Source organism: Thermoflexus hugenholtzii JAD2, from assembly GCF_900187885.1.
GTDB classification, from domain to species: domain Bacteria; phylum Chloroflexota; class Anaerolineae; order Thermoflexales; family Thermoflexaceae; genus Thermoflexus; species Thermoflexus hugenholtzii.
The window spans coordinates 14000-40377 of record NZ_FYEK01000015.1; the positions used below are offsets into that span (position 1 = coordinate 14000).

The following is a 26378-nucleotide window of genomic DNA, read 5'->3' on the forward strand; positions in this document are numbered from 1 at the left end:
ACCGCCGAGGGCAGTCCCCACCCCGGAAGGGGAGCGATCAGGCGGGGGTTTCAGGAAGACGGTAGTCTTTGAACTGCTCCCGCAGCACCTTTTTGTCGAACTTCCCCACGCTGGTCTTGGGGATCGCCTCCACGAATACGATATCGTCCGGGAGCCACCACTTGGCGAAGCGCGGCCGCAGGAACTCCAGCAGCTCCTCCTTGGTGAGGTCCTCCTTGAACTCGGGGCGGGGGACCACCACGGCCAGCGGGCGCTCCTGCCACTTGGGATGCGGCACGGCGATGACCGCCGCCTCCAGGACCTTGGGGTGGGCCATCAGGGCGTTCTCCAGGTCCACCGAGGAGATCCACTCCCCGCCGCTCTTGATCAGATCCTTGGTTCGGTCCACGATCTGGATGTAGCCCTCCGGGTCGATGGTCACCACGTCCCCGGTGCGGAACCACCCGTCCTGGAAGGCCTCGGCGGTGCGGGGGTCGTTGTAGTAAGCGCGGATCACCCAGGGGCCGCGGACCTGGAGCTCGCCCATGGTTTTACCGTCCCACGGCACCTCGCGCCCCTGGTCGTCCACCGCGCGGATCTCCACGCCCACGACGGGCATCCCCTGCTTGGCGCGGACGGCGAAGCGCTCCTCGTCGGGCCAGCTTTCCATATAGCTTTTGAGGTTGGCCACGGTGCCCAGGGGGGTCATCTCGGTCATGCCCCAGGCGTGGGCGATGCGGATGCCGAAGCGCTTCTCGAAGGCCTCGATCAAAGCCCGCGGCATGGCGGATCCGCCCACGGGCATCACCCGGAGGCTGGAGAGGTCGTAGCGCTCCCGCTCCAGCAGGGCGTAGAGGCCGATCCAGATGGTGGGCACGCCGGCGGTCACCGTCACCCGTTCGTTCTGGATCAGCTCCGCGATGTCCCGAGGCTGCAGATGGGGACCGGGGAAGACCAGCTTGGCGCCGACCATCACCCCGGCGAAGGGCATCCCCCAGGCGTTGGCGTGGAACATGGGGACCACGGGCATCAGCACGTCCCGCTCGCAGATGCCGAAGGTATCAGCCAGACAGAGGGCCAGGGAGTGCAAGAAGATCGCCCGATGGCTGTAGACCACGCCCTTGGGGTTCCCCGTCGTCCCTGAGGTGTAGCACATGCCGGCGGCCGCGTTCTCGTCCAGGCGCGGCCAGGGATAGGGAGCCTCCGGGGATTCGGCGAGCAGCGCCTCGTAGTCGAGGGCTGGCGAAAGGGAGGTCTGGACCGGCCCGGCGTCGCTCATGATCACGAAGGCCTTCACCGTGGGGATCTGATCCCGGATGCGCTCCAAGAGGGGAACGAGGGAGGCGTCGACAAAGATCACGCGGTCCTCGGCGTGGTTGATGATGTAGATCAGCTGATCGGGGGCCAGGCGGATGTTGAGGGTATGAAGGACGGCGCCCATACATGGGGCGGCGAAGTAGATTTCCAGGTGGCGGTAGGTGTTCCAGGCGAAGGTGGCCACCCGATCGCCCCGCCCGATCCCCAGCCGGGTCAGGGCGTGGGCCAGGCGGTGAACCCGTCGATGGAAGTCGGCGTAGGTGTAGCGATGCATGCCGGCGGCGGTGCGGGTGGCGATCTCCTTGCGGGGGAAGAGACGGGCGGCGCGGTCCAGGAAATGATGCAGGGTGAGCGGCCAGTCCATCATCAGGCCTTCCATGGCACCCTCCTTTCCGGATAGGGGAATAGAAGAACAGGGGAATCACCCCACGCGGTTTGATTTTAACATGGGGGGTGGTGGCTGGGGAAGGGGGGATGGGAGCGCCCCATCCCCCCGGTTGGCGATCAGGACAGGGAGGCCGCCATCTTCGCGGCCAGGTCCGCCACCCGCACCGAGTAGCCCCACTCGTTGTCATACCAGGCCACCACCTTCACGAAGTTCCCGTCGATCACCATCGTGGACAGTCCGTCCACGATGGCCGAGTGGGGGTCGCCCTTGAAATCGATGGAGACCAGGGGCTCCTCGGTGTAATCCAGGATCCCGCGGAGCGCGCCCTCGGCGGCCGCGCGGAAGGCGGCGTTGACCTCCTCCTTGGTCACCGGTCGGGCCAGCTCGGCGGTGAGGTCGATGACGGAGACGGTGGAGGTGGGGACACGCAGGGCGTAGCCGTCGAGCTTGCCCTTGAGCTCGGGGATCACCAGGCCGATGGCCCGCGCCGCGCCGGTGGTGGTGGGGATGATGTTGAGGGCCGCCGCCCGCGCCCGCCGCAGGTCCTTGTGGGGCAGGTCCAGGATGCGCTGATCGTTGGTGTAAGCGTGGACGGTGACCATCAGCCCGCGCCTCACGCCGAAGGCCTCGTGGAGGACCTTCACCACGGGGGCCAGGCAGTTGGTGGTGCAGGAGGCGTTGGAGACGATATGGTGCTGGGCCGGATCATAGCGATGGTCGTTCACCCCCAGCACCACCGTGAGATCCACGCTGTCCGAAGGGGAGGCGGGGGCGGTGATGATCACCTTCTGGGCGCCGCCGACGGTGCGGTGCACGGCGGCCTTGCGGCCATCGGTGAAGAGGCCGGTGGACTCGATGACGATCTGCACGCCCAGGTCCTTCCAGGGGAGGTTGGCCGGATCCTTCTCCGCGAAGACCCGGATCTCATCCTCGCCGACGATCAGGTAGGAGTCCCGGGCAGCGACCGGCTCCGGGTAGCGTCCGTAGTTGGAGTCGTATTTCAGCAGATGCGCCAGGGTAGGGGCGTCGGTGATGTCGTTGACGGCCACCACCTCCAGCTGGCCGCGGTATTTCTCGCGGATGGCCCGGAAGACCTGGCGCCCGATTCGACCGAACCCGTTAATGCCCACTTTGACCGCCATCGGATTTCCCTCCTCAGCGATTTGGGGATCGCGCTTTTCTGAAAGTATACCCCGGTTTCAAGGGATGGGGTGGGGAAGCGCTTCAAGGAACGCCCCTCTCAGATCTCTCAAAAATCTTATAACCCCTCTTCCGGGTTCCGGACAGTGATATTTTTCACAAGTTGACGAGGTGGATGGACAGGGGAGGGGTCTCCGGGGCCTGAGTGGGGGACCGTTCTCCGGAGGAGGGCCATGAGGGCCGCGCCGGGTTTTGCCCTTGGATCGACTAGCATTCAGGGGGGCGATCTCCGCGGCCATTTGCAAGTCTCCTCCGCAGGAACGCGTGAGGGCCGCGCCAGAGGGCCTGTAAGCCGGGTTCTGTCCCCCGTGGGGCGCCACGGGGTGGCGGTCATCTCTCTGGGACGGCGGTTGCCCGCCGCCTCAAGCGGCCTACCCGCGGGCATTGGGCGCGGGGCCGCCCCGGCGCCCCGAAGGGCGCCGCGCCCGCTGCTTGGCCTTGCTCCGGGTGGGGGTTGCCATGCGCCGGCGCGTTGCCGCCCGGCCGGTGGGCTCTTACCCCACCTTTTCACCCTTGCCTCCATGACCCCGGGAGTTCCCGGGCGGATCGGCGGTCTGTTTTCTGTGGCCCTGTCCACGGGTCGCCCCGTCCGGGTGTTACCCGGCACCCTGCCCCGCTGGAGCCCGGACTTTCCTCAGGCCGGGATTTCCCGGCCCGCGACCGCCCGGCCTTCTGACGCGGCCCATGTTTATATTTTAACGCGGAACGATGTCTCCCAGGTTAGGGCCCGCCCGCGGCCTGCCGCAGGGCTTCCAGGACGCGGCCCAAGGCCTCGATCTCGGCACCGTAGGCCGCCCAGTCCCCCCGGCGGATGGCTTCCTGGGCCCGCTGATAGTGCGCGTAGGCCTCCCGGATCAGGGCGGCCACATCCCCGCCCGGAGGGGCTGAAGGGCCTGAGGGTCCCAAGACCTCCGCTCCGCCGATGGCCTGAGCCAGCGCCTGCTCCAGGGTGGGGGCCATCGCCACCCGCTGCTCGGTGGCCACGATCACCTGCTTCAGCTCCGGGATCTGCCCCTGCTCGGCCAGGAGATACAGCGGCTCCACATACAGGAAGGCCTCCCCGATGGGGATCACCAGGAGGTTCCCCCGGATGACCTGGCTGCCCCGCTGGCTCCACAGGGTGAGCTGCGCCGAGATGGCTGGCTCCTGATCGATCCGCGCCTCGATCTGCTGCGGGCCGAAGATCAGCCGCTCCTTGGTCAGCCGATACAGGATCACCTCCCCATATCGCCCCGGATCCGAACGGGCCGCCATCCAGGCGATCATGTTCTGCCGCCCGGAGGGCGTGAAGGGGAAGATGAGGGCGAACTCCACCGGTCCCTCTGGATCCACCCGGGTGAGCACGTAGTAGGGCTCCATCGGCTGGGGCTCGGAGCCGAAGATCTCCGTCGGGATCGCCCACACGTCCTCCTTGTTGTAAAAGGTGCGGGGATCCTGCACGTGATACGTCCGGAGGACGTCCGCCTGGATCCGGAAGAGGCCCTCCGGGTAGCGCAGATGGGCCTTGAGGCCCTCCGGCATCTCCGAGAAGTCCCGCCAGAGGGCCGGGAAGATCCGCCGCCACGCCCGGATCAGGGGCTCGTCCTCCACCACGTAGAAGGTCACCGTCCCATCGTAGGCGTCGATCACCGCCTTCACGCTGTTCCGGATGTAGTTGAGGTCCCCGTGAGGCTGGCTATACGGGTAACGATCCGTCCACGTATACGCGTCCGCCACCCAGACGATCCGGCCGTCCAGGATCACGGCGTAGGGATCCGGATCGAAGCGCAGGAAGGGAGCCAGGGTGCGGAGCCGGGTGCGGATGTCCCGCCAGAACAGGATGCGGCTCTCGGCGGTGAGGGCGCCGCTCAGGATCAGATTGGGGTCCCCGAAGTAGAGAGCGAAAAGGGCCCGCCGCGCCAGCCCGCCCAGGCGGACGCCGGTGCGGCCCTGATACGTCGTGGTGACGTTCTCTTCCCCGCGCGGATAGTCGAACTCCGGCACGGCGGTGTTCACCAGGGCGAAGTCCACCGTCCGCTCCCCAAAGTAAATCTGCGGGCGGGTCAGGGGGATGGCGCCCGCCGGCGGGATGTCCTTCAGCAGGAACACCGGGAGGCCTTCCGGAGTGAAAGCTCGCACCGGCACGACCACCGCGCCGTAGCCGTGGGTGAACACCAGGTGCCGGTTGACCCAGGTGCGGGCCTGAGGCGGAAGGGCGTCCAGGTCCAGCTCCCGCACGCTCAGCATGACCTGGCGATACGTGCCATCGATGCGATAGCGATCGACATCCACGTCGACGAACACGTAGTAGGGGCGGATGCTTTGCAGCTGCTGCAGGGTCTGCAACAACGGCCGGTAATCCCACAAACGGATCCCCTCCAGGATTTCGGCGTTGGCCCGGATCTCCTCCGGGGTGGGAGCCTCACGCGGGGAGAAGACCTGTTCATGGAAGCGCTCCAGCCCATAGGCGCCCCGGGTGAAGGCGATGCTGTGGGCGATGTAAGGGCTCTCCCGGGCCAGCTCGTTGGGCCGCACCACCAGGGCCTGGATCAGACCCGGGTAAACCTCCAGCCCGAGGAAGGCCAGGGCAAGCCACACCCCGAACCCCAGGGCCAGAAGGGCCGGCCGGCGCAGCCGCAGGTTGAGCAGCATCCCGGCCGCGAGGAGGACCATCAGGCCGCTCAGGAGATTCAGGACGGGCAGGCGGGCGTGGACCTCCGCGTAGCCCGCCCCGAAGGCCACCGGCCGCTCCGCGTAAAGCAGCCGGTAGGCGTCGAAGCGATACCCTACCGCCATCAACAGGAAGAAAAGGGCGGCGAGGACCGAGAGATGGGCCCATCGCCACCGCCGGGGGACCGGAAGGACCAGCGGGAAGAGGGCGGCGAGAGGGACCAGACCCCACTGGGCGGTCTCCTGCAGGGATGTCCAGAGGGGCCACCGGAACACATACCAGCCGACGTCGAGGCCGAAGAGGGGATCGCGGACACCGAAGGACTCCGCGTTCAAGGCCAGCAGGACCCTCTCCCATTCCCCCTGGAGGGCGAGGCCGAAGAGGAAGCCGACGGCGGCGGCCAGCCCCAGCCAGAGCCGAGGGGAGCGGCCCGCCGCCCGGGCCGCGAGGAAGGCGTTCAGCCCCAGGAAGAGGAGGGCGGCGCCCCATCCGATCCCAAAAAGAGCCGCCCGGGCCTGCCACTGCGTCCACAGGATCGACTCGTAGCCCAGGTCCCGGAACCACTCCCACGTCACCCACAGGTGCAGCAGGCGATCGGGGAGGAACAGGAAAAGAACTCCCGCCCCGAAGAGCCCCAGCCCCCACCGGAGCCACCGCTCGTAGGGGAGCCGCGCCCATTCGATCTCTAGCCGTCTTCCTTCAAAACGACCCCCTCGCCGCCAGGCCATCCCAACCTCCCGGGCAGGATGTGCAGCGTCCTCCGAATCCGAACGGCGATCGCGCGTCTCTATTGTAGGGGATGTGGTGGGGCTCGGACATCCGTAGGCAAGCGTGCGCGTCGGAGGCACCGGCCCTGGATGCCAGGTTGTTCCTCGATGTGTCCTTCACCGAAGGATCGATGGATGTATCGGAGCGGCTTCCGCCGCGACCCTTGCGTGATCGAAAACCCAGTGGTTCGAAGTTGTCAGAGCCGCTTTTGCTGCGGCCCTTGCGTCGTCGAAGGCGGAGGTTCGGGGCTAAAGCCCCTCCTACAAAAACCGCCTTTCGTAGGAGGGGCTCCCATCGCGACCCTTTGCGTTCTCGAGTTCAGGGCTCCGGGCGGAAGTTCCCTTCTGCCGGAGGATGGACGCTAAGAAGGTCCTGCGGACCGGCGCGCCTCCAGGGCTTCGCGGACCAGCTCGTTGACCCGCTGGGGATCGGCTTGGCCGCGGGTGGCGCGCATCACCTGGCCGACGAACCACTTCAGCACGCCCTCCTTGCCCCGCAGGTAGCTCTCCACCTCCCGGGGGTTCTCCTCGATGACCCGGAGGACGATCGCCCGCAGGGCTTCCACATCCCGGATTTGGGTGAGCCCCCTGGCTTCCACGATCCGACGAGGGGCCTCGCCGGTCTCAAAGGCCTCCCGAAGGACCATCTTCCCGGTGTTCAGGTTGATCTCCCCCCGCTGGACCATGCGGATCAGGTCCACCAGGGCGGTGGGAGGGACGCGCACTTCCCCGATCTCCACGCCCGCCTCGTTCATCAGGCGGAAGAGCTCGCCGGTGATCCAGGTCGCCAGGGTTCGGGGCTCGAGGGGAGGATCTCCCTGGCGGGCATGGCGCACAGCCTCCTCAAAGTAATCCGCCACGGCGTGATCCTCGGTGAGCAGGTCGGCCTCGTAGCGGGTGAGGCCGTATTCCCGTTCGAAGCGCTCCCGGCGCGCCCGGGGCAGCTCCGGGAGCATGGCCCGGATCCGCTCCACCCACTCCCGGGAGATCGCCAGCGGAGGGATGTCCGGCTCGGGGAAGTAGCGGTAATCGTGGGCGTGCTCCTTGCCGCGCTGGGGGACGGTGACCCCGCGGGCCTCGTCCCAGCCCATGGTCTCCTGCTCCACCTGCCCGCCGGCGCGCACGATCTCGATCTGCCGCCGGATCTCATATTCCACCGCCCGCACCAGGGCCCGGAAGCTGTTCAGGTTCTTGATCTCGGTGCGTGTCCCCAGCCGCGTCTCCCCTTTCGGGCGCACCGAGACGTTGGCCTCGAAGCGGATGACGCCCTTCTCCATATCTCCGGAGTTCACCCGGAGGTAGCGGAGCAGCGTGCGCAGAGCGATGGCGAAGGCCTTAACTTCCTCCACCGAGTGCATGTCGGGCTCCGTGACGATCTCCATCAGGGGGACGCCGGCGCGGTTGAAGTCCACCAGGGTGGCGCCGCCCACGTGGATCAGCTTCCCGGTGTCCTCCTCGATGTGAACCCGGCGGATGCGCACCCGCTTCGTCCCCGTCGGTGTGTCGATCTCCAGATAGCCGTTCAGGCAGAGGGGGTAATCATACATGGAGCGCTGATACTCGGAGGGGAGGTCCGGGTAGAAATAGTTCTTCCGATAGAACAGGCTGTATTCAGCGATCTCGCAGTTCAGGGCCAGGCCGGTGAGGATGGTCCACTCGATGGCCCGCTGGTTGGGGACAGGGAGCGTGCCGGGCATCCCGGCGCAGACCGGGCAGACATAGCGGTTCGGCTCCGCCGTGGTGCTGTCCACCACCGGGCACGGGCAGAACATCTTGGAGCGGGTCTGCAGCTCCGCGTGGATCTCCAGGCCGATCACCGGCTCGAACTCCACCGGTCACCTCCTTATGCTTGAGGATCTGATCCCTGTGTCCCTGGCGAGGACCCTTCCGGGAGGGCTTTCTCCCGTTCCCACACCCACCGAACTTCCTCCCGCAGGATGCGGCCGAAGCGGCTGTCCGGATCGATGCGCTCCCATTCCTCCTGCGTATAAACCAGGATATCGGCGGGCACAGGGAGCTCCTCGATCGGCCACTGGGCGGCCCGGGATATGAAGGGCTGGTCGGAGCGCGCCACGATGATCACCACGTCCAGATCGCTGCCCACCCCCCAGTCGCCCCGGGCGTAGGAGCCGAAGTAGCCCACCCGGAGGACCTCGGGGTGGGCGGCGGCGATCCGACGGCTCCAGGCCCGCACCGCTGCCTCAACCTCCCGGGCGTCCGGCCAGGTGCGCACGGACGAACTCAAGGATTTCACGGGCATAGCGGATGGCCTCCTCGCTCTGAAGGGGCCCGTAATGTTCAAAGGGCGCGCCCTCGGGATGGCTGTTCGGATAGCGGGGAGGGATGTAGTAACCGTCCAGCACGCGGGCCCTTTCGATTAACAGGGGCGGGACCTGGAGGGAGGAGGGGAGCTCGCGGAGCAGCCGGGCGATGACGCGTCCCCATGCCTCCTGTCCCCAGTAGAGGTGAAGGGCCTTCACCGCTTTCTCCGCCGCCTGATGGGCCGCGAAGCACGCCCACTCGTGACGGCCGGCCCGCATCGAATCCTCCGCCTGCTCCAGATCCCGCTCCGCCTGTCGGAACCAGTCCATATGCCGGGCAGGCATGCTCCCTCCCCGAACCGTGGATCGATGATTTCCGCCTCTTAATTTAACTCAAATCGCGGGACGGGGCCGGGAAGGCCCAGATCGCCTTCCGGAGGTTCATTTTTCCGTCGGCGCCCGGCCCGTGCGGGGAAAGCATCCCGGGAAGGTATGGAAGAAGCGGCGTAAAATTTTAACAAATGGGCCTGGGGATAGGAGATGGGCAGGGGGTGTGGGTGGTGGGTGATGCTCCTCCTGATCGGCCTCGCGGCGGCCTGCGCGCCCCCCTCCGGTTTCCAGCTGCCTGATGATCCCATGGCGCGCGTCCTGGGGCGGCGGGTGGGTCGCATCGTCATCGTGGGGGGAGATGGGAACCTGTATCTAACGGATCAGAGCGGCCTGCGCCGCCAGGCCCTGACGGAGGACGCGGGACCGACGGCCGAGGGCCGCCGGGCTTACCGGCTCCCCGCTTGGTCTCCAGACGGACAGCGCCTGGCGGTTTTCGAGGTCCTGAGCGCGGAGACGACGACCACGCGGGTGATCGGACTGGAGCTCCCAGCCGGACATCCGCCCGTTCGCCAGGTGTGGGGGGAGTGGAGGGGGGAGGAGCCAGCGCTCCTGCGTTGGCTGGACTCCCGATCGCTGCTCGCCTTGAGCCGAACCGGGACCGGCGCGCGCGCCGGCTACGCCCTGCGGGTCCTGGAGGCGGAGGGCAGCCCGGTCGTCCTGGCCCGGGGGACGCCGCTGTTCTTCAGCTGGAACCCCGTGCGGCGGACGATGGCGCTGCATCGGGAGGGGCGTTATCTGGAGCTTCGAGCCCTCGACCGCGAGGAGATCGAGCGGCGCTCCGACCGCACAGCGGCGTTCAACGCGCCGGCCTGGTCCCCGGACGGTCGCTGGCTGGTCTGGGCGGAGCGGGAAGGGGATATCAGCGTCCTTCGGCTGGAGGGGGTCGATCCGCCGACCTCCCGCACGGTCCTCACCTTCACCGGCGGGGTGGCCTTCGCCTGGTCCCCGACAGGCCGCTATCTTGCCCTCATCACGGATCCGACCACGACTCTCCCGCGCATCGGACCGTTGGATCTCTACGATGCGGAATCGGGTCAGCAGATCCGGCTGGACGATCAGTCCAACCTGGCGCTCTTCTGGTCCCATGACGGCCGGCGGTTGCTGGCGTTCCGCCTCCTGGAAGCCGACCCGGCTTCGGGGCAGGTCCTGTTGCAGGCCCGCGTCTATGAGCCTCCGGGGAAGGGGGCGCGGGAGCTGGGGGCGTTCATCCCCACCCGTTCCTTCCTGGAGGTCCTCGCTTTCTTCGACGTCTTCCAGTCCTCCGCTTCCCTCTGGTCGCCGGACGATCGGTTCGTTCTGATCGCGGCGCTGGAGCCGGGCGGGGAGGCGGGGATCTACGCGCTCCATGCCTCGGGCTGGCTGGAGCCCCGCCGGCTGGGGGATGGAGTGCTGGCCTTCTGGTCCCCTCGCTGACCGTTCTCAGGCGCCCGAAGAGGGGGAAGCCGGGATCGGGACGGGGAGGGCGATGGGCTGACCGGCGCGGGCGGCTTCGATGACCGCGATCACCTCGTTCCCGGAGAGATCGTGGCGCTCCAGCAGGGCCTGGGCCACTGCCTCCACCTCAGCGGCGTGCTCCCGCAACAGACGTTCCACTTTCTCCTCGCACTCCGCCCAGAACCGCTCGATGATCTCTTGATAGCGCTCCGGCTCCTCCGGCTTCAGCGGATGGAACCCGAAATAGCCCAGATCCAGCAGGGTCAGGATCCGCCGGCGGACGTGCTGGAAATCGGCGCTGGCGCCGGTCCAGTATTCGCCCATGAAGATCTTGGTGGCCACGTGCCCGGCCAGGGAGACCATGATCTCCGCCACCAGGCGCCGCAGGGGGACAGTGTAGAGCTCCTGTTTGGGGGCGCTGTGGACGTAGCCCAGGGCGCCGGGCATGTTGGTGCGGCGGATCAGGGAGGCGCGGATGATGCGCTCGTCCGGCAGCAAATAATACTGGGCGACGGCGTGGCCGGCTTCGTGATAGGCCACTTGGCGCCGCTGGATCGGATCCATCTCGGCGATGGGGTTCTCCAGGCCCATGGCCTGCTCTTGGAGGGCCAGCTCGATGTCCCGTTGGGTGATGTAATCCCGCCCGTTGAACAGGGCGATGCGCACCGCATCCTTGGTGATGGCGGCCATGATCTTGGCCGGGGTGGCCCAGGCGGTGTCGGCCACCAGGGATTCGATATCGATGTTCGGGTCATGCTTGACCTTGGACAGATAGCCTTTGATGATCTCCCGCCGCCCCGCTCGATCGGGCAGATCCACGTAGATGATGCGGTCGAACCGCCCCGGGCGCACCAGGGCCGGGTCCAGGGCGTCGGGGCGGTTGGTGGCGCCCATGAAGAGCACGTGCCAGTTGCGGGGCGGAGGGCGTTTCCCCAGAAGCCGATAGATCCGCCCTTTGATGCGTTCCCAGCGGGTGAGCTGGGTGATGCCGTCCATCTCGTACAGAAGTCGGGTCAGGGCTCCGGTGCCCCCCCAGCCGAACCAGCCCAGGGGGCCGACGCGCTCGCCCCCCATCACCCCACCCCGGCTGGCACCGACGGCGTCGATCTCATCGATGTAGGCGATGCAGGCTCCGTATTCCCGGGCGAGCTTGCGGGCCTTCCCCACGAACCACATCATCTTGAGCACATCCACTCCCCAGAACATCGAGCGGAAGCTGGAGCCCTCGATGGAGATGAAGGGGATGCCCGCCTCGCCGGCGATGGCCTTGGCCAGCATGGTCTTGCCGGTGCCGGGAGGGCCGGCCAGCAGGATGCCGTTGATGAACTGCCCGCCCATCTTCACGAAGCGCTCCCGGTTCGAGAGCAGATCGATCCACTGCCGGACCAGGCGCACCAGGTTCTCTTGGCCCCAGTAATCCGCCAAGGTGACCTGTTTGGGATCACCAGGCTTGATGACCTCCACCCGGCTGCGGGACATGAACCAGAAGAGCGCCACGAATTGGATGATGACGAAGGTGATGGCGAAGAGGAGCTGGAGGGCGAAGCGTAGCAGCAGGATCAGTGCGTTCAGGACCACCGGCTCCACGTAGGCCCAGTAACCCAATCCGCCCAGGCCGACGATCCAGATCCCCCGACGCCACCACCAGTGCCAGCCGCGTGTCAGGATCCGCTGCACGCGGGATCGCAAGGGCCGCCCGGTCTTGCCCATCGCCGCCTCCTGATCCGCCGTTGCGGGCGATCCGGTAAGGGCGGAACGGGGTTTTCATCAGAGGATAAGCCTCAGCGGGCGTTTGGCGGGATGCTCCCTGCGCGGATCGCCCGATCCCTGGCTTTCTTTAACATTTTAGCACGACGGGGGGAGGACGGCCTCTTTCAAAGAGGAATTCACCCGCGTATCGAGAAGGCCAGGCGGTGGATCTGCACGCTCTGGACGAGACCGATCCCGAGGCATAGGGAGAGGAGGGCGCTCCCGCCGTAGCTCAGGAAGGGGAGGGGGAGGCCGGCCACCGGCGTCAGCCCCACGTTCATCCCGATGTTGGCCAGAGCCTGGAAGGCGATCCAGGTCCCCACCCCGACGGCGATCAGCCGGCCGTAGGTATCCTCCGCCGTCCAGGCGATCCGAAGGATGCGCCCGAGGACCCACAGGTAAAGGGCGATGACCCCCAGGGCCCCCACCAGGCCGAACTCGCCCGCCAGGACGGCGAAGAGGAAGTCCGTGTGGCGGACCCGCAGGAAGCCCCAGACGTTCTGGGGGCTCTGCCCCCAGCCGGTCCCCCACAGCCCTCCGCTGCCGATGGTGATCAGGGCCTGGGTGAGGTTGTAGGCGGTGTTCGGATCCGGCTGCAGGCCCAGGAAGTGCAGCAGGCGCCCCCGCATGTAAGGCAGCATCATCGTCCACGCCCCAAGGGCCAGGGGAAGGCTCAAGACCCCCACGGCCAGGAGATGCCGGGGACGGATCCCCCAGACGAACAGCATGGCCAGCCCGATGACGGCGAGCACCACCGCTGTGCTCAGATTGGGCTGGAGGAAGATCAACGCCGCCGGCAGCAGGAGGTAGCCGAAGGCCAGCAGCACCGTTCGGAAGGAGTCCAGCTGTTCCTCACGGTCCGCCAGGAAACGGCCCAGGCTGAGGATCAGGAGGAGCTTGGCCAGCTCTGCCGGCTGGATGTTCACCGAGGCCACCTCCAGCCAGCGGCGGACCGGGGCGATCTGGCTGCGGCCGGCGATCAGGGCGAGCAGCAGCAGGCCGACGAGGAGCAGATAGAGCCCCTGGTGGAAGGTTCCCCAAACCCGGTAGTTCACCGAGGATGTGGCGAGGATGAGGGCGATCCCGATCAGGGCGAAGGTCGCCTGCCGCCGGGGGACGTCTGCGAGATCCGGGGAGCGCAACACGGCGCTGGCGATGGTCGGGATGCTGATGGCCATCAAGGCCATCACCCCTAGGAGCAGCCCGACATCGAAGCGACGCCATTCCCCCAGACGTTCCTGCAGCCACCCGATCATGATCGGCTCGGCCGGTTCCCCAGCGGGATGTCCGCCACCAGGCGGCACTCCCGCGCATCCTGGGTCACGGTCACCCGCACCTCTTCGGCGATGATGGGCACGTGGCGGGAGAGGACGGCGATGATCTCGTCCTTGATGACCTCCAGCAACCCCGGGGAGAGGTCGCTGCGGTCATGAACCAGGATCACCTGCAGGCGTTGCTTGGCGGTCTCCCGGGGCGAGGGCTGTCCTCGCAGTCGATCCAGCCAGCTCATCGGCCACCTCCGCTGCGCACCAGCCGGCGCAACCAGCTCAGAACCCCCTGTCCATCCTCGGAGGGGAAGAGAGGGACGTTCTCCCCCATCAGGCGCCGGGCGATGGCCCGGAAGGCTTGGCCCGCCGGCGACCGCTCCTCCAGCACCACCGGGGTCCCCCGGTTGGTGGCGACGATGACCTGTTCGTCCTCGGGGATCACCCCCAGCAGCTCGATGGCCAGGATCTCCAGCACATCCGAGGTATCCAGCATGTCGCCCCGGCGGACCATGTCCGGCTTCAGGCGGTTGACGATCAGTTTGGGGGTCGGCTTGCCCATGGCCTCCACCAGCCCGATCACGCGGTCCGCATCCCGCACCGCGGCCACCTCCGGGTTGGTGACCAGGAGGATGAGATCGGCGGGGGCCAGGGCGGTGCGGAAGCCCTCCTCGATGCCGGCGGCGGAGTCGATGAGGATGTAATCGAAGTCGGGCCGCAGCTCCTCGCAGATGCGGACCATGTCCTCCGGCCTGACGGCCGATTTATCCCGGCTCTGAGCGGCGGGCATCAGGTAGAGGTCGGGAACCCGCTTGTCGCGGATGAGGGCCTGGCGGGTGCGGCAGCGGCCTTCCACCACGTGGACGATGTCGTAGACGATGCGGTTCTCCAGCCCCAGGACCACATCCAGGTTTCTCAAGCCGATGTCCGCGTCGATGCACACCACCTTCTTGCCGGCCAGGGCCAGGGCCATCCCCACGTTTGCCGTCACCGTCGTCTTGCCCACCCCGCCCTTGCCGGAGGTGACCGTGATCACCTGCGCGCTCATGGCGAACCTCCCGCTTTACCAATGCGAAGGGAGAGAAAACTCCTCTGGTTCACAGAAAGCGCCCGAACCATCGTTCCATCCACGATAAGGGACGCCACGGCTCCACCACGATCCGGCCCTCCTGAACCACCGCTTGCTCGGGGATGGGCCGTCGGGGCTCCTCCGGCGAGCGGGCGATGTGGCGCCCGATGCGCAGCTGGACCGGGCGGAGCTCCAGGGCGTAGACCGCCGCCTCATCGTTCCCCTCACAGCCGGCGTGGGCCGTCCCCAGCAAGCGTCCCCAGATCACGATGTCGCCGGTGGCGGCGATCTCCGCCCCCGGATGCACATCCCCGATCACGCAGAGATGCCCTTCCACCTGCAGGTAATGGCCCGCCCGCAGGGTCCGGCGGACCACCCATGCCGGCTCCAGGGGGAGCTCCCGGGTTTCGGGGGCACGCTCCGGGGCCGGGGGGCTCTGGAGGGGCAGCCCCAGCCGTCGCACCAGGGCCTGCGTGACCGGATGTTCCGTCCATATGCCAGTCAGGGTGAGGCCGAAGCGGTTCAGCAAAGCCAGAGCGGCCAACAGGTCCGCCTCCTCCAGGATCCGATCCCCTAAGGCGAGGACCGCCCGGCCGCCGATGAAGAAGCTCGGGTTGGCCGACAGCCGGGCCTCCAGCGCCCGCAGGGCCTCGGGCCATGGCTCCGGCCCGAAGGAGAACCACAACGCATCCCCCACGCCTTTAATCGCCACCGGCTCTCTGGCCATCCCGTCCGTCCTCGTGTTCAGGTCAATGCCCCGGGATCGGTTTTGTTGTAGTGTAAACTTGTGGAAAAAGCAACTCTGGCGCAATGCCTTGTGGGGTTGGGAATGCAGGAACCGACTCCGCCGCGGGTGGTTCGAGCAAGAGGACAGGCCATCCGCGAAGGGAACACGAATACACGAATCGATGGGCGGAGACCGCCAGAGCCGCATTCGGTGGCCGGCTTTCCCTTCCGGAGAAGCGGCTTCCACCGCGACCTTGGCATCATTGAAGAGGGAGGTTCAGGGCTAAAGCCCCTCCTGCAGGAAGATCAATGTTTGGTAGGAGCGGCTTCCGCCGCGACCCTTGTGTCATCGAAAACCCGGCGGTTTGGAGTTGTCCGAGCGGCTTCAGGCGCGACTTCCTTCGCTCCGAAGGCGGCATTCGTGGATGGCTTTCCTCTTGCAAGAGCAGCTTTCGCCGCGATCTCTGCGGCATCGAAAACAGGGGTTCAGGGCGAAAGCCCTCCCCCAGGGAGGATTCCACCCCATAGGAGGCTGGGATGGCGTGGCTGATTGCGCATGGCATCGTGTGCACGATGGAGGATCCGCCCCGGGTGATCGAGGACGGAGCGGTGGCGGTGGAGGGGGATCGGATCGCGATGGTAGGGCCCACGGCGGAGGTGCGGGCGCGCTACCCCGAGGCGGAGGTCCTGGACGCGAGGGGTCAGTTGGTCCTCCCGGGCAGCATCTGCGCCCACACGCATTTTTACGGGGCCTTCGCCCGGGGCATGCCCCTGCACGACGAGCCCCCGACCAACTTCCCCCATATCCTGCGCCGCCTGTGGTGGCGATTGGACCGCGCGCTGGATGAGAAGGCCGTGCGCCTCTCGACCCTGGTCTGCCTGATCGACGCCATCCGCCACGGCACGACCACCCTGATCGATCATCACGCCAGCCCCTCGTGCATCGATGGCTCCTTGGATATCATCGCCGAGGCCGTGTTGGAAGCCGGCCTGCGGGCCTGCCTGTGCTATGAGGTCACCGATCGCAACGGCCCGGAAGGGGCGCGGGCCGGGATCCGGGAGAACACGCGGTTCATCCGCCAGGTCCAGAGATGGCGGGCGACGGGGGATCCCCGGGGAGACTTGCTGGCGGCCTCCTTCGGACTCCACGCCTCCTTCACCGTGGGCCCGGAGACCATGGCGCAGGCCGTGGCCGAGGCCCAGGCCCTGGGGGTCGGCTTCCACATCCACGTGGCGGAGGACGCGGCCGACGAGGGCCACAGCCTGACGATCTATGGGGTCCGCACGGTGGAGCGGCTGGCGCGGGAGGGAGTGCTGGGCCCCCAAACCCTGTGCGCGCACTGCGTGCACGTCGACACAAGGGAGATCGACCTTCTGGCCCGCACCCGGAGCAAGGTGAGCCATCAGCCCCGTTCGAACATGAACAACGCCGTCGGAGTGGCGCCGGTGGGCGCGATGCGGGCCGCCGGGGTGACGGTCGGGCTGGGCAACGACGGGTTCTCCAACAACATGTTCGCGGAGATGAAGGCCGCCTACCTGGTGCACAAGGTCCACGCCCGGGACCCGCGGGCGATGGGGGCGGAGGAGGTGCTGGCCATGGCCTATCGGGAGAACGCTCGCATCGCCGCCCTCTTCTGGCCGCATCCTTTGGGGGTCATCGCCCCCGGCGCCTACGCGGACCTCATCCTCTTGGATTACCGGCCTTACACGCCGCTGACGGCGGCGAACCTCCCCTGGCATCTGATCTTCGGGATCGACGGCTCCCATGTCACCACGACGATCTGCGGAGGGCGGATCCTGATGAAGGATCGGCAGCTGCTCACCCTCGACGAGGAGCGGATCGCCGCCGAGGCCCGGGCGCATGCGCCCATCATCTGGGAACGCTTCCGCGCCATCGCGGAGGCCGAGCGGGGCTGATGAAGAGAAGATCCGCCGGCTGGCATGCGGCCGGCCCTTCGGATATCCTACGGGAACCGTTCGAGCTCTCCGTCATGGGAGGTGGCATGCGGATCCGGGTGCGGGTGCCCGCGACGATCGCCAACCTGGGCCCGGGGTTCGACGCGATGGGGCTGGCCATCCGCCTGTATAACGAGATCGAGGCGGAGCCGGCCCCGGCGCTGGAGGTCGTCCTGGAAGGGGAAGGGGCGGACGTCCTCCCCCGGGATGTCACGAACCGGGTGGTGCGCAGCGCGGCGGCGCTGTTCGAGCAAGCGGGGATGACCCTGCCCCCCATGCGGCTGCGCTGTCGCAACCGGATCCCCCTGATGTCCGGTTTGGGCTCCAGCGCGGCCGCCGTGGTGGGCGGGCTGGCCCTGGCCGCGGCCTGGCTGGGTCGGAGGGGATGGCGGGAGGAACTGCTGGAGCTGGCCACGGCCTTGGAGGGCCATCCGGACAACGTGGCGCCGGCTCTGCTCGGAGGCCTGACGCTGGTGACCCAGGATGAGGAGGGACTGATCGCCGTTCGGGTGCTGACCCCTCCGATGCGGGTGGCCCTGGCCCTCCCGGCGGTCCAGATCTCCACCGAGATGGCCCGCCGTCTGCTTCCCACTCAATTTCCCCTGTCGGATGTGGTGGCGCAGATCGGGCATGTCGCGCTGCTGGTGCACGCGTTCCGGGAGGGGGACTGGGAGTTGCTGAGGCGGGCGATGCAGGATCGGGTGCACGAACCCTATCGGGCGCGTCTGATCCCGGGCTACGCGCAGGCGGTTCGGGCGGCGCGGGCGGCCGGGGCCGCGGCGGTGTGCATCAGCGGATCCGGCCCGGCGCTGGCGGCCTTCGCCCCCGAGGGCCATGAGGCCATCGCGGCCGCCATGGCCGCCGCCTTTGAGGAGGCGGGCTTCCCGGCCCGCACCTGGGTGGTCGACGTGGAGCCCCAGGGGGTGCAGGTGGAGGTGGAGCCGGATCCGAACCCCCGGTGATCGCCGGCATGGGATTCCATTTTCAGGAGACGTCTATGGAGTTCCTGCGACGGATGTGGCGGGCCTTCCAGACCATCGCGATCCTTTTCTCGTTTACCGTCAACCTGATCCTGGTGATCGCCCTGGGGCTGCTCTACATGCAGCTGGCCTCCCTGAAATCCGCCGTCAACGGGACGGTGGCCCGCCTGGAGGCCATCGTCCAGGAGCTGGGGGATACGCGGATCTCCACCACCATCCCGATCCGCCAGTCGGTCCCGGTGGCCTTTGAGCTCCCGGTGCAGCAGGACACGGTGGTGGTGACCCTGGCACCCGTGCCGATCACCACGGCGGCGACGTTCCAGTTGCCGGGGGGCGGGGGCACGATCAACGGAACGGTCTTCATCAACCTGCCCCCAGGGACCCGGCTTCCGGTTCGGCTGAACATGACCGTTCCGGTCCGCACCCAGATCCCGGTGAACTTCGATCAGCCGGTGGATATCGCGCTGGGGGCCTCGGGGCTGGACCCGGTGGTGGGGAAGCTGTTGTTGCTGCTCAAGGATCTCCAGGCGCTGCTGGATCTGATCCCGGGGCCGTGAGGAGCGGAGCGCCTTCGGCCAACGGTTGGCCTGCGCCGATGGGGAGAGGTCCTCATCAACGGGCCGAAGGAAGTCGCTGCGGCGGAAGCCGATCTACGTTCAGATTCCCGCGCTCAGGAAGGTCTTCACGGCTGCAGGAAGGCCTCGGATCCGACCTTCCGTCGCGGCGAAAGCCGCTCCTACGAAGAAGGGAGCCGTCCACGAATCCGATCCGCGAACGCACGAATGCCGCTTTCGGAGCGAGGAAGGTCGCGGCGGAACCTCCTACAGGAAGATCATTTTTGTAGGAGGGGCTTTCGCCCCGAACTTTCTGCTTCGGTGGCGGGAAGGGTCGCGGTGAAGGCTGCTCCGGCAATCCCAAGCCTATGGTTCTCGATGACACAAGGTCGCGGCTAAAGCCGCTCCTACTTTTGTAGGAGGGGCTTTCGCTTTAGCCCCGAACGCTCGTCTTCGAGGGCGCGAGGGTCGCGGCGGAGGTCCCTCTGATCACGATGGGGAGATCAACGACCAGATGCGGTTGCGCACGCATATCGTCGTGGGGACTGTCTGGGGCTTTGGGGTGGGTGGGCCGCTGGGGGGCGCCCTGGGCGCCTTTGCCGGCGCCGTCCCGGATGTGGATCTCGATGTCGGCTCGGTGGGGCGGGGGGCGCGGGCGCTGGGTGCGCTGGCCATCGCCAGCGGAGTGCTGGGAGGCTATCTCCTGCGCTCGCCGTGGATGGCGGGCGCAGGCCTGGGCGCCGGCTTCCTGCTGTGGGCGCTGGTCCGCCTGCCCCATCGGGGCCCCACGCATTCGCTGGCCATGGCGGGTCTCTGGAGTCTGCTGGGCGCGCTGCTCCTGCGGGATCCCGGCCTGGCCGGGGCGTGGGCGGGGGGCTATCTCTCCCACTTGTTGCTGGACGCCCTCACGCCCCAGGGCATCCCCTGGCTCTGGCCGCTCACCAGCGCGCGTCTGCGCCTGGCACGCTGGCCCACCGGATCCCTGTGGGATCACGGGATCCTGTGGCTCAGCGGGCTCGCCGGGCTGGGGCTTTTGGGCTGGCATCTGCTGGGAGGATAAAGCAGGGGGAGGATCGAGGATGTCGGATGCGCCGGCTCTCCCTCCGATCTGTGATTACGAGGAGACCGATTACGAGGCCTTCTGGCGGGCAGGCCGGGCGTATGAGGACCTGGCGGAGCGGATCGCGCTGCGCGCCCTGTTGCCGCCACGGGGCCGACGCCTGGTGGAGATCGGCGCGGGCTTCGGGCGCCTCGCCGATCTTTACGCAGGCTACGAGGAAGTTTACCTTCTGGACTACGCGCGGTCGCAGGTCGAGGCGGCCCGGCGGCGCTGGGGCCATGATCCACGGTTCCGCTTCGTGGTCGGCGACCTCTACCGCCTGCCTTTCATGCCCGGATCCTTCGACGTCATCGTCATGGTCCGGGTGATCCATCACGTCCGGGATGTGCCCCGGGCGTTGCGGGAGATCCACGAGGTCCTGCGGCCGGGCGGGGTTTTCATCCTGGAGTTCGCGAACAAGCGGAACCTGAAGGCCATCCTCCGTTATGTGGTTGGCGCCCAATCCTGGTCGCCGTTCTCACCGGAGCCGGTGGAGTTTGCTCCGTTGCATTTCGATTTTCATCCGGCCTGGATGCGCGCCCGGCTGGAGGAGGCGGGCTTCCAGATCCAGCGGGAGCGGGCGGTGTCCCATTTCCGACATCCGTGGTTGAAGCGCCTGATCCCTGCGCCCGCGCTGGCCAGGATGGACGGATGGGTGCAGGGGATCGGGGCCCTCTGGAGGCTGACCCCCAGCCTCTTCGTTCGAGCGGAGGCCGGGCTCGTGGAGCGCGCCATGGGCGAGGGATTCTGGCGCTGCCCCCTCTGCCGCCGGCCGGCCCGCGAGGAGGAGGCGGCGGTGGTCTGCCCGGAGGGCCATCGCTGGCCCCGGGAGGGATCCCTCTACCGGATGCGGGAAGGGATCTGAGCTCACCGCCCGGATCCGAACCACCACACCCTTCCATCGGTCCAGGCGGTGACCCACTCTCGGCCTCCGGCATGCCGGAGCTGGCGCAGGCCGGAGACCGCCCCGGCGGCCCCACCGGCGGGCGATCCCCCGACCAGGAGCCCCCACGCCTGCCATCCTTGCGCGATGGCCAACCCGGTGCGCTCGTCGCCCCGATAGACCACCAGATCCACCCGGGGGACCTCTCCGTTCGGGCGGCGGCGGGCGATCAGGATCCGCTGGCTTCCCATCCGGAGCAGCCATCCGTCCTCCCGGTTCTCCAGGATAAGGGAACCCATCTCGATCCGCAGGCCGGTCGGGGGCGGGGCGCCTTCCCCCAGGATCTGCCGGACTGGATAACGTTGTCGCAGCGCGCTGGGAAGAGCGGGCTTCGCGGAATCCTCGAGGATCAGGAGATCCAGATGGGGATCAAAGGGGCCCAACCAGCGCCCCAGCCCGGCCAGGGAGGCTTCGCGGATCCCCCACAGCCACAGCGCCCGATGGCCCTCCGGGCTTTCGACCAGAAGGAGATCCCCGCCCTCAAACAGCACCAGCTTCGCCCGATGGTCCGGGAGATAGGTGAAGGCGATGGCCCCCAGGGCGCCGATCCATCCCAGGGCGCGCAAGGCGGGCTGATGGGGCCGGAGGCGGAGGATCGCCTCCTGAAAGGAGAGGCCGTAGGCCCGCAGGAGGAGGGCGCTCAGGGCGCCGCCGTAGAACAGCAGCATCCCCTCCAGGTAGCCCGGGGCGACGCGAAGGGTGGCGAGAGGCCAGCGCGCCGTGAGGTCGGCGACGCGGATGGTCCAGGCCAGGGGCCACCAGGCCGCCCAGCCCAGCGGGGCGGCCAGCGGTCCGAGGGCCGCCGCGCCGAGGGCGGCGGCGATCCCCAGGGCCATCAGAAGAGGCTGCACGGGCAGGACCAGGAGGTTGGCCAGAGGGGCGATGAGGGAGAGCTCCCGGAAATGATAGAGCATCAGGGGGGCAGTGGCGATCTGGGCGGCCAGGGAGACCAGCAGGGCCTCGCGGACGGCCTCCACCAGGGCGCCGGCTTCGGGATCCCGCAGGAGCCGGGCCGTCCCTTCGCGGGCCCATCCCTCCAGGGGCGGGGCGAGGAAGAGCAGGCCCAGGGTGGCGGCGAAGCTCAGCTGGAAGCCCACATCGTCCAGGGCCAGAGGATCCCACAGGGTCATGGCGAAGGCGGAGAGGCTGAGGGCGTTGAGGGCGTCGTGGCTGCGGCCCAGCATCAGGGCGATCAGGGTGAGCGCCCCCATGAGGGCCGCCCGCACCACCGAGGCGGCGGCGCCGACGAAGAGGGTGTAGAGGGGGATCAGGAAGAGGGTCGCCCAGAGGGCAGCCCGCCGGCCCAGCAGCCGGGTGAAGAGGGCCAGGGCGAGGGCGGTGAGCAGCGTAATGTTGTAGCCGGAGATGGCGACGATGTGGCTGAGGCCGGAGCGGGCGAAGGCCTGCTCCACCGGCCAGGGGATCCCGCTTTCATCCCCCAGGAGGATGCCGATGAGCAGCCCGGCCTCCGGGTCCGGCAGGAGCTCCCGCAGGCGATCCCGAAGGAAGCCCCGGGCGGCGTAGAGCCCGCGGAGCAGGGAGTTCCCCTCGCCGGCCCGCACCCGGGTCCACTCCCGGGCCCGCATCTGCCCGAGCACCCCGTGGCGGGCCAGGACCTCTCGCATGTCCACCTCCGGCCGGACCTCGGGGGGACGGATGCGGCCGGTCAGGCGGAGGCGATCCCCGTAGCGGGGACGGCCTTCCTCCAGGTCCACTTGCAGCAGGGCTGTGCCCCCTTCCGGCCGGAGGCGAAAGCGGGATCCGGCCCCGCGCCCGGCAGGGTCGTCCGCCACGATCCCTTCCACAGTGACCTCGGCGCCTTCGGCCATCGCCGCGGCGAGGTCGGGCGGCAGGGCCGGGGTGGGCTGCAGGGTCCCTCGGACCGCGCCGAGGAGGGCGATCAGACCGAGGAGAGGAAGGCGCCGGTTTGCGGTGCGGGGGACGCCGAACCCCAGCGCCGCCATGACCGGAAGGGTCCAGATCAGGAAAAACAACGTCCAGCGTGGGAAGAGATCCTCGCCGGACGGGAGGGTCCGGGCGAGGAGGAGCCCCGTCAGCCAGGCCAGGGTGGGCAGGAACAGGGGCGCCCCTCGTAAATCCGGCATCCGGGCGGTCCATCCCTGAGGAGCGATCATGATCCTCCTTGGACGCAGGTCAATCGTCAGGCCAGGGTTGTAAGGGATGTCGGCCATCTGAGGGCAGGGCTGGAAATGAGCGCGATGATCCTTTCCGGCCTCGCCCCTTCGCCTCTTCCCGTCCGATCCCGCTTTCCCTGGGTTGCTGCGGATGAGCTCCCGCTCACCAGGGGAAGGGAAGCGGGTAATCGGGCAGCCGGTATTGGGAGGGGATCAAGGTCTGCATCACCGGCTCGACCCAGCCTGCAATGTATCGATCGTTGAACCCGGCCGCCCGGACCCCGATGGGGTAACCGATGCCGTCCTTCAATCGGATCACCCAGAGGATCAGGACGGCTCCCTGAGCGTCCCCAGGGGATTCGAGGGGCCAAGCGTCAGCGGAAAGGCGGACCCGGGAGAGGGGATGCCAGATCCCCTGGGCGACCAGCATGAACCGGCCGGAGGGAGAACACCCCCACTCGGTTTCAATAGTGGGGCCCCGTTGGATGCCCTCCAGAAGGGGGGCCAGGGCAGGAGGCAGGACCCCTCGTTCGCTCATGGCCCGGGCGAGGGTCTGTTGGTCCAGCCACGTGGGGGCGTTGATCGGGGCCGGCGCGACTTGCCCGGAGCGCAGATCGACCCAGTAAAGCCCGCCGGGGAAAGCGGAGGGATCCGGCGGATCGCCGCGCTGGATCGCCAGGATCGCGTGCGGGGGGTTCGCCTGAAGATCCGCGCATCCTCGAACCTGGGCGTAAGGAAAGGAGGTCTGGAAGGGCTCCGGCAACGGCAGTCGGAAGGGCCGGGAACGCCAGCAGCCCTCGGAGGGACAATCCACAGTTTCCAGGCAGACCTCTCCCGCCCCTCCACAGGGAACCAGATACGCCGAGGCGGCCGAGGTTGCCTCTCGCACCTCACCGCCTCGAATGGAGATCCCTCTGCGAGAACCAAAGTAGACATCCATCTCAAGATAGTCACGAAATTCGGCACATATTGGTCTCTGAGACTCATTTGAGTTCCATTGGAAATGACATAAAATTAGCAACTTTTTAGATATCAAGTCGGCAAACTTCCAGGAGACGGGGGGTGCGAGGTTGGGGGGCCATGGCCCGATCCAGCGCTGGCCGTTGGTTAACCAAGTCTCTCCGTCCAGCCAGGTTTGGCGCTCCAGGGCGGGTCGGAAGACCATCATCCAGTCTCCATCTGTCCGGAAGCCCTCGGGGAGGGGTTGCGGTGTCGGGATCGATGGCGCAGAAGGCTTGCCCCGGATCGACCCGGGAGGCGGCGTGGGAGGCTCCGGCGTTGGACGGGGCATCGTCGGCCGGGGCGCAGAAGTCGGGGTAAAAAGGGGGGACTTCGGTCCGATCCCGCAGGCTCCCAGCCATAGCCCGATGAGGATCCATCCCACTCGCAGCACGATGCGCATTTCTCACCTCCACACCCAATCCGTTAGGGGAGCTCCCAGGGAAGAGCATATTTGGGATCTTGATACACCAGCGGCTTCAAGCGGCTATCCCAGAAGCGAATCCACCGGGTCGTTGTATGGAAAAGCCGATCATCGTAGTTGGATATAGCAACGGGAACTCCCGATCCGTCTTCTATCCGAATCAGCCATTGTTGGTGATATACGCTAAAATATTCGTCCTTGTTTTTGCCAATTAAGACCAACAAATATGTCAGTGCGAAGCGTCCGCTGGGAGAGCACTCGGCGAGATCGATGGCCATGCGGAGGGGTTTTTGGCCCAGGAGGGTCGGAGGGGGATCCAAGAAGGGCAAGAAGGGGGTGGGGAGCGTGCCCTGGGCGACCATGGCCTGCGCCAGGGCCCGCCGGGCGGGGAGATCCGGCGCGTTGGTGGGGGCAGGGCGGACCTCGCCGGTCTCGAGGTTCACCCAGTAGATGGCCCCTGGGAAGGTGAGGGGTGCGTCCTCTTCCAGCCCTCCCACGCCAAGGAAAGGCCCCCCGAGACGTGAGATGAACAGAACGGCCCTTCGTCGATCGGGGCTCAAGCATCCTTGCACCGATGGCACCTGAGCCCCCGCTGCGATCCCCGCGGTCTGGATCTGTAAGCCGGGGGGCAAAGGGAGCCGGAAGGGGGAGGAGCGCTGGCCATCCGGAAGCGTGAGGCACAGCGCCCCATCGGAGCCACACTCGACCAGCTTCTCTCCATAGAACGAGACGTTCTCCTTAGGCAAATCTTCGGCCGGATGAAAGTCCAGCGCATCGGGAATGGGGAAGCAAACGGACACCCCGGCTTCGATACTGGGCGGTTCATGGCAGAAGAACCGCTGTCCTCCTCTCCAGGTCCACACGGGGGAAGGCCAGAAAGGCCCCTTCGCTTCGTCCGTAGGAAAGGGGCCGATCCAGCGTTCTCCGTTGGTCCACCAGACGGCCCCTCCCGTGGTCCACGGTTGCCCGGACTCCCACCGTTTCGGATCCACTGTGGGGTAGAACACTTGGAGCCAATCCGGATCCGTGTGCAATTCCTCGGGGAGAGGGGGAGGAGTTGGTCCCCGTATGGCGGGGACGGGTGAAGGGGTCCAGAGAGGTGGCCGGGTCGATGGCCGCGGAGGGGCCGGGAGGGTAGCGGCCCCTGGGTGAGAAGTAGGAGATGCCGTCGGGCGCGGGCTTGGGGCTTCGACGGCACGGCTGCAGGCCATTAGGCTAACGATCAATCCGATCGCTGTGATCCAGCGCCTCATTGGGTTTTCTCCTCCTTGGATTCCGGGATGTTCGGTTCGCCCTCCAGGCGCACGATCCACCACTCTGAGCCGCGACGGGCCTCTTGGTTGATTGAACGCCAGAACAGATCCCACCGATATCGCTCCTGACGGTTGTGGAAGGGGTTGTTGATGACCACGTAGCGCTCCCCTTCCCGCTCCTCCAGTCGGTCGATCACCACCCAGTGGGCGGTCTCGCCGGCCTGGGGGACCGCATGACCCGTGAGGATCCCTCCGTCGCCGGTGTGCTTCTTTTCGGTGAGGACGATGGCCGCCGCCGGCGTGCCATCCGTCCCCTGCCAGCCGTCTGTCCAGTGGGTGGTGTGGCTTTTGGCGGTGACCAGGGCGATCACGGTGGTTCGGGGACGGGTGATCTGGTCTCGGAGGGCTGCCCAGGCCGCTTCGGAAGAGGAGCCATCGAGGTCAACCTTTTGTCCCTCCACGCCGTAGGCCTTCTTGGCGGTTTCGAGCAGGTCTGCGGCGCTGGTGTAACGGGTCGCCTTACGCCCTCCGTTCGGCAGCTCCGCCACCTCAGGCGGAATCTGTCTCACCTGGATCAAGCGATCCGCCACGTCTTGGGCGGGGATGGGGCGGCCGGCCAGGCGGGAGAGGGCCATCGAGAGGGCCACCGGGCCGCAGGCGGCCGACCAGGGCAGATCCACGCCTTCCGCGCGGAAGCGGAGGACGAATTGATTGGGGAGGGGCGCTCCGGTGCTGTCCACCGCCAGGGGGGTGGTGGGCAAGGGCGGGGCGATCCAGCCTTCCTCGATCGCCTGGGCGGCCGCATAGAAGGCCTCCTCCAGGCGCTGGAGGGCCGTTTCG

At 67.5% G+C, this 26378-nt stretch carries 21 protein-coding genes and 1 other RNA gene; 6 read left to right on the forward strand and 16 right to left on the reverse strand.

Features of this window, described 5'->3' with window-relative positions:
• Positions 1 to 37: 37 nt before the first annotated feature.
• The 7 genes from CFB18_RS04085 to CFB18_RS04115 all read right to left on the reverse strand — a co-directional run bounded on the left by CFB18_RS04085 (position 38) and on the right by CFB18_RS04115 (position 8907).
• Positions 38 to 1675, reverse strand: coding sequence for a long-chain fatty acid--CoA ligase (locus CFB18_RS04085; protein WP_200808072.1), 1638 nt, complete (start codon positions 1673 to 1675; stop codon positions 38 to 40).
• 125 nt (positions 1676 to 1800) lie between these two features.
• Positions 1801 to 2826, reverse strand: coding sequence for a type I glyceraldehyde-3-phosphate dehydrogenase (gap, locus tag CFB18_RS04090; RefSeq protein ID WP_088570537.1), 1026 nt, complete (start codon positions 2824 to 2826; stop codon positions 1801 to 1803).
• Between the two features lie 330 nt (positions 2827 to 3156).
• Positions 3157 to 3560: RNase P RNA component class A (gene rnpB / locus CFB18_RS04095), an RNA gene on the reverse strand.
• A gap of 44 nt (positions 3561 to 3604) precedes the next feature.
• A complete protein-coding gene (locus CFB18_RS04100; RefSeq protein ID WP_088570538.1) occupies positions 3605 to 6262 on the reverse strand; it encodes a UPF0182 family membrane protein in 2658 nt (885 codons plus the stop codon).
• 401 nt (positions 6263 to 6663) lie between these two features.
• Entirely contained in the window at positions 6664 to 8133 is a 1470-nt protein-coding gene (gatB, locus tag CFB18_RS04105) for an Asp-tRNA(Asn)/Glu-tRNA(Gln) amidotransferase subunit GatB (protein ID WP_088570539.1), read from the reverse strand.
• 11 nt (positions 8134 to 8144) lie between these two features.
• Positions 8145 to 8561 (reverse strand): nucleotidyltransferase domain-containing protein, encoded by a 417-nt coding sequence (locus tag CFB18_RS04110; protein ID WP_088570540.1) that lies wholly within the window; start codon positions 8559 to 8561, stop codon positions 8145 to 8147.
• Complete coding sequence (locus CFB18_RS04115; protein ID WP_088570541.1) at positions 8503 to 8907, reverse strand: HEPN domain-containing protein; 405 nt, start codon at positions 8905 to 8907, stop codon at positions 8503 to 8505. The genes CFB18_RS04110 and CFB18_RS04115 overlap by 59 nt, the downstream gene beginning before the upstream one ends.
• 222 nt (positions 8908 to 9129) lie before the next feature.
• Between CFB18_RS04115 and CFB18_RS04120 the strand changes: the two genes are divergently transcribed.
• Positions 9130 to 10365 (forward strand): TolB family protein, encoded by a 1236-nt coding sequence (locus CFB18_RS04120; RefSeq protein WP_159461565.1) that lies wholly within the window; start codon positions 9130 to 9132, stop codon positions 10363 to 10365.
• A 6-nt stretch (positions 10366 to 10371) separates the two neighbouring features.
• Here CFB18_RS04120 and CFB18_RS04125 read toward each other — a convergent pair whose 3' ends face one another.
• The 5 genes from CFB18_RS04125 to CFB18_RS16190 all read right to left on the reverse strand — a co-directional run bounded on the left by CFB18_RS04125 (position 10372) and on the right by CFB18_RS16190 (position 15196).
• The gene (locus tag CFB18_RS04125) at positions 10372 to 12096 is read right to left on the reverse strand and encodes an AAA family ATPase (RefSeq protein WP_088570543.1); all 1725 of its coding nucleotides are present in this window, start codon (positions 12094 to 12096) and stop codon (positions 10372 to 10374) included.
• Between the two features lie 176 nt (positions 12097 to 12272).
• Positions 12273 to 13391, reverse strand: a complete 1119-nt coding sequence (locus CFB18_RS04130; protein WP_088570544.1) for an FtsW/RodA/SpoVE family cell cycle protein — start codon at positions 13389 to 13391, stop codon at positions 12273 to 12275.
• On the reverse strand, positions 13388 to 13645 hold the full coding sequence (gene minE / locus CFB18_RS04135; protein ID WP_088570545.1) for a cell division topological specificity factor MinE: 258 nt from the start codon (positions 13643 to 13645) through the stop codon (positions 13388 to 13390). The genes CFB18_RS04130 and minE overlap by 4 nt, the downstream gene beginning before the upstream one ends.
• Positions 13642 to 14448 carry a septum site-determining protein MinD gene (minD, locus tag CFB18_RS04140; protein WP_088570546.1) on the reverse strand — a complete coding sequence of 269 codons (807 nt, stop codon included), beginning with the start codon at positions 14446 to 14448 and terminating at the stop codon, positions 13642 to 13644. Before minD ends, minE begins: the two co-directional genes overlap by 4 nt.
• A 49-nt stretch (positions 14449 to 14497) precedes the next feature.
• Complete coding sequence (locus CFB18_RS16190) at positions 14498 to 15196, reverse strand: septum site-determining protein MinC (RefSeq protein ID WP_159461566.1); 699 nt, start codon at positions 15194 to 15196, stop codon at positions 14498 to 14500.
• 536 nt (positions 15197 to 15732) lie between these two features.
• On the opposite strand from CFB18_RS16190, the gene ssnA reads away from it, so the two are divergent.
• The 5 genes from ssnA to CFB18_RS04170 all read left to right on the forward strand — a co-directional run bounded on the left by ssnA (position 15733) and on the right by CFB18_RS04170 (position 20649).
• Positions 15733 to 17112 (forward strand): putative aminohydrolase SsnA, encoded by a 1380-nt coding sequence (gene ssnA, locus CFB18_RS04150; protein ID WP_088570548.1) that lies wholly within the window; start codon positions 15733 to 15735, stop codon positions 17110 to 17112.
• Positions 17113 to 17198: 86 nt separating this feature from the next.
• On the forward strand, positions 17199 to 18113 hold the full coding sequence (thrB, locus tag CFB18_RS04155) for a homoserine kinase (RefSeq protein WP_159461567.1): 915 nt from the start codon (positions 17199 to 17201) through the stop codon (positions 18111 to 18113).
• A 35-nt stretch (positions 18114 to 18148) separates the two neighbouring features.
• Positions 18149 to 18688 (forward strand): hypothetical protein, encoded by a 540-nt coding sequence (locus CFB18_RS04160; protein WP_088570550.1) that lies wholly within the window; start codon positions 18149 to 18151, stop codon positions 18686 to 18688.
• 511 nt (positions 18689 to 19199) lie between these two features.
• A complete protein-coding gene (locus tag CFB18_RS04165) occupies positions 19200 to 19745 on the forward strand; it encodes a metal-dependent hydrolase (protein ID WP_088570551.1) in 546 nt (181 codons plus the stop codon).
• Positions 19746 to 19764: 19 nt separating this feature from the next.
• Entirely contained in the window at positions 19765 to 20649 is an 885-nt protein-coding gene (locus tag CFB18_RS04170; protein ID WP_088570552.1) for a class I SAM-dependent methyltransferase, read from the forward strand.
• A 2-nt stretch (positions 20650 to 20651) separates the two neighbouring features.
• Here the strand turns inward: CFB18_RS04170 and CFB18_RS04175 are convergent, their stop codons facing one another.
• The 4 genes from CFB18_RS04175 to CFB18_RS15240 all read right to left on the reverse strand — a co-directional run.
• Positions 20652 to 22862, reverse strand: a complete 2211-nt coding sequence (locus tag CFB18_RS04175; protein WP_159461568.1) for a ComEC/Rec2 family competence protein — start codon at positions 22860 to 22862, stop codon at positions 20652 to 20654.
• Positions 22863 to 23025: 163 nt separating this feature from the next.
• Positions 23026 to 23751, reverse strand: coding sequence for a hypothetical protein (locus tag CFB18_RS04180; protein ID WP_143597509.1), 726 nt, complete (start codon positions 23749 to 23751; stop codon positions 23026 to 23028).
• 536 nt (positions 23752 to 24287) lie between these two features.
• Complete coding sequence (locus tag CFB18_RS14920; RefSeq protein WP_143597510.1) at positions 24288 to 24782, reverse strand: hypothetical protein; 495 nt, start codon at positions 24780 to 24782, stop codon at positions 24288 to 24290.
• Between the two features lie 752 nt (positions 24783 to 25534).
• Positions 25535 to 26378 (reverse strand): hypothetical protein (locus tag CFB18_RS15240; protein WP_159461569.1); only part of this gene is annotated, 844 nt, incomplete at its 5' end.

Excerpts from the sequence above, each read along its gene's own strand:
- CFB18_RS04160 (WP_088570550.1), top strand. The coding sequence starts at position 18,149 with ATGGAGTTCCTGCGACGGATGTGGCGGGCCTTCCAGACCATCGCGATC.
- CFB18_RS04110 (WP_088570540.1), bottom strand. The coding sequence starts at position 8,561 with ATGCCCGTGAAATCCTTGAGTTCGTCCGTGCGCACCTGGCCGGACGCC.
- minD (WP_088570546.1), bottom strand. The coding sequence starts at position 14,448 with ATGAGCGCGCAGGTGATCACGGTCACCTCCGGCAAGGGCGGGGTGGGC.
- CFB18_RS04085 (WP_200808072.1), bottom strand. The coding sequence starts at position 1,675 with ATGGAAGGCCTGATGATGGACTGGCCGCTCACCCTGCATCATTTCCTG.
- minE (WP_088570545.1), bottom strand. The coding sequence starts at position 13,645 with ATGAGCTGGCTGGATCGACTGCGAGGACAGCCCTCGCCCCGGGAGACC.
- CFB18_RS04115 (WP_088570541.1), bottom strand. The coding sequence starts at position 8,907 with ATGCCTGCCCGGCATATGGACTGGTTCCGACAGGCGGAGCGGGATCTG.
- CFB18_RS16190 (WP_159461566.1), bottom strand. The coding sequence starts at position 15,196 with ATGGCCAGAGAGCCGGTGGCGATTAAAGGCGTGGGGGATGCGTTGTGG.
- CFB18_RS04175 (WP_159461568.1), bottom strand. The coding sequence starts at position 22,862 with ATGATCGCTCCTCAGGGATGGACCGCCCGGATGCCGGATTTACGAGGG.
- CFB18_RS04170 (WP_088570552.1), top strand. The coding sequence starts at position 19,765 with ATGTCGGATGCGCCGGCTCTCCCTCCGATCTGTGATTACGAGGAGACC.
- gap (WP_088570537.1), bottom strand. The coding sequence starts at position 2,826 with ATGGCGGTCAAAGTGGGCATTAACGGGTTCGGTCGAATCGGGCGCCAG.
- ssnA (WP_088570548.1), top strand. The coding sequence starts at position 15,733 with ATGGCGTGGCTGATTGCGCATGGCATCGTGTGCACGATGGAGGATCCG.
- CFB18_RS04125 (WP_088570543.1), bottom strand. The coding sequence starts at position 12,096 with ATGGGCAAGACCGGGCGGCCCTTGCGATCCCGCGTGCAGCGGATCCTG.
- CFB18_RS04165 (WP_088570551.1), top strand. The coding sequence starts at position 19,200 with ATGCGGTTGCGCACGCATATCGTCGTGGGGACTGTCTGGGGCTTTGGG.
- CFB18_RS04100 (WP_088570538.1), bottom strand. The coding sequence starts at position 6,262 with ATGGCCTGGCGGCGAGGGGGTCGTTTTGAAGGAAGACGGCTAGAGATC.
- CFB18_RS04120 (WP_159461565.1), top strand. The coding sequence starts at position 9,130 with ATGCTCCTCCTGATCGGCCTCGCGGCGGCCTGCGCGCCCCCCTCCGGT.
- thrB (WP_159461567.1), top strand. The coding sequence starts at position 17,199 with ATGCGGATCCGGGTGCGGGTGCCCGCGACGATCGCCAACCTGGGCCCG.
- CFB18_RS04130 (WP_088570544.1), bottom strand. The coding sequence starts at position 13,391 with ATGATCGGGTGGCTGCAGGAACGTCTGGGGGAATGGCGTCGCTTCGAT.